Raw genomic sequence first — 2,518 nt, forward strand, 5'->3', positions numbered from 1 at the left:
CCGGCGGGCCGCCCGCCGGTGCCGTGCGGAGCCGGTCCGTCCGCTCTTCCGCCGTCGGCTGTGGGATTCCCACAGCCCGGGACCCCCTCGATGGGAGATTTCCCTGCGTGATGGCCTCCGCATCGTCGGGTTCTGTCCAGCACGGCCATGATTCGGCTGCGGAGACTGTACGAATCCCACGACGGCGATCAGCCGGTCCGTTTCGTAGGGTCTATACATGACCGATCCCCAGCCGTCCTCGTCGAGCGCCGAGGACTCTGCCACCGTCGAGCCGCCGCAGGACGCGCGCGGCCGTGTCGCCGAATTGCACGCGATCCGTGAGCAGGTACTGGCGGGTCCGAGTGAGCGGGCCACCGAGGCACAGCACGCGAAGGGGAAGCTCACGGCGCGTGAGCGCATCGAGCTGCTGCTGGACGAGGGCAGCTTCTGCGAGATGGAGCCGCTGCGGCGGCACCGGGCCACCGGGTTCGGGCTGGAGGCCAAGAAGCCCTACACCGACGGCGTGATCACCGGATGGGGCACCGTGCACGGGCGGACGGTGTTCGTCTACGCGCACGACTTCCGCATCTTCGGCGGTGCGCTGGGCGAGGCACACGCCACGAAGATCCACAAGCTGATGGACAAGGCGATCGCCGCGGGCGCGCCGCTGGTGTCGCTCAACGACGGCGCCGGCGCCCGGATCCAGGAGGGCGTCGCCGCGCTGGCCGGCTACGGCGGCATCTTCCAGCGCAACACCAAGGCGTCCGGCGTCATCCCGCAGATCTCGGTGATGCTCGGCCCGTGCGCCGGCGGCGCCGCGTACTCGCCCGCGCTGACCGACTTCGTGTTCATGGTGCGCGACACCTCGCAGATGTTCATCACCGGGCCGGACGTCGTGCAGGCGGTGACCGGCGCCGAGGTGACCCAGAACGGCCTGGGCGGTGCCGATGTGCACGCCGAGACCTCGGGCGTGTGCCACTTCGCCTACGACGACGAGGAGACGTGCCTGGAAGAGGTGCGTTACCTGCTGTCGCTGCTGCCGCAGAACAACCGGGAGAACCCGCCGGCCGAGCCGACCGAGGACCCGGTCGACCGGCGCGGCGACGACCTGCTCGACCTGGTGCCCGCGGACGGCAACCGCCCCTACGACATGCGCAAGGTCATCGAGGAACTCGTCGACGAGGGCGACTTCCTGGAGGTCCACGAGCGCTGGGCGACCAACATCATCTGCACGCTGGCCCGGATGGACGGCGAGGTCGTCGGCATCGTGGCCAACCAGCCGCAGTCCCTGGCCGGTGTGCTGGACATCGAGGCGAGCGAGAAGGCCGCCCGCTTCGTGCAGATGTGCGACGCCTTCAACATCCCGATCCTCACGCTGCTGGACGTGCCGGGCTTCCTGCCGGGCGTCGACCAGGAGCACGGCGGCATCATCCGGCACGGCGCCAAGCTGCTGTACGCCTACTGCAACGCCACGGTGCCGCGGATCTCCGTGGTGCTGCGCAAGGCGTACGGCGGGGCCTACATCGTCATGGACAGCCAGTCGATCGGGGCCGATCTGACGTACGCCTGGCCCACCAACGAGATCGCGGTCATGGGCGCCGAGGGCGCGGCGAATGTGATCTTCCGGCGGCAGATCGCGGCGGCCGACGACCCCGACGCCATGCGCGCCCGCATGGTCAAGGAGTACAAGGCCGAGCTGATGCACCCCTATTACGCGGCCGAACGCGGCCTCGTGGACGACGTGATCGACCCGGCCGAGACCCGCGAGGTCCTCATCCGCTCCCTGGCGATGCTGCGCAGCAAGCACGCCGACCTGCCCTCGCGCAAGCACGGCAACCCACCGCAGTGAACCGTCCGGCGCACCGGGGCCCGTCCCCGTGCGCCGGGCGGCCCGGCGGCCGGTTCGGTGATCGACTCGGCTCCCCGGGCCCGGGGAGCCGCCGCCCCCGGCGAGGAGCGCGGGTCACCCCGGGCGCACCCGGTGCGCGGCGCACCTCGGACAGCCCGGGCACGCCCGGCACACAAGGAAGAAACTCAGCGAACGTGGAGAAGCCATGAGCAACGTTCACGACCAGGAGCCCGCCAGTACGGGCGCGTCGAGCACCGGCTCCGCCCCGCAGCCCGCGGAGGTGAACCTGGTCCGGGTCGAGAAGGGCCGGGCGAACGAGGAGGAGCTGGCCGCGGTCACCGCGCTGCTGCTCGCCCGCGCCGCCGCCACCACCCGGCGTACGCAGACCTCCGTGCGCCGTACGCGCCCCGCGAAGGCGGGCTGGCGCAGGCTGGAGCGCCAGCACGGTTTCCGCGCCCCGCACAGCTGGCAGGGCTGACGGCCGCCGAGGGCCGACTCCCGTACAGGGGCCGCCGGTTGAGACCGGCGGCCCCTTCCGCGTTCCCTGCCGGAACCGCGGCTTCACGCCAGGGGGCACCGGCGTGTGCCGCCGTCGCGCCGGGAGCGCCGGGCACGGCCGGGGGCGCCGCCGGGCAGGGGGCGGAACGACTGAGGGGCGTGGGAAAACCTGGAACTCCAGGTTTTCCCACG

2 protein-coding genes are annotated in these 2,518 nt (G+C 71.8%); both read left to right on the forward strand.

What is annotated here, in order from left to right:
- Positions 1-217 precede the first annotated feature (217 nt).
- Positions 218-1,828 carry an acyl-CoA carboxylase subunit beta gene (locus SCA03_RS34620; RefSeq protein WP_030893682.1) on the forward strand — a complete coding sequence of 537 codons (1,611 nt, stop codon included), beginning with the start codon at positions 218-220 and terminating at the stop codon, positions 1,826-1,828.
- 205 nt (positions 1,829-2,033) lie between these two features.
- Positions 2,034-2,306 carry an acyl-CoA carboxylase epsilon subunit gene (locus tag SCA03_RS34625; protein ID WP_078873508.1) on the forward strand — a complete coding sequence of 91 codons (273 nt, stop codon included), beginning with the start codon at positions 2,034-2,036 and terminating at the stop codon, positions 2,304-2,306.
- Positions 2,307-2,518 lie beyond the last annotated feature (212 nt).

The sequence above is a fragment of the Streptomyces cacaoi genome (assembly GCF_006539165.1).
In the GTDB taxonomy this organism is placed as follows: domain Bacteria; phylum Actinomycetota; class Actinomycetes; order Streptomycetales; family Streptomycetaceae; genus Streptomyces; species Streptomyces cacaoi.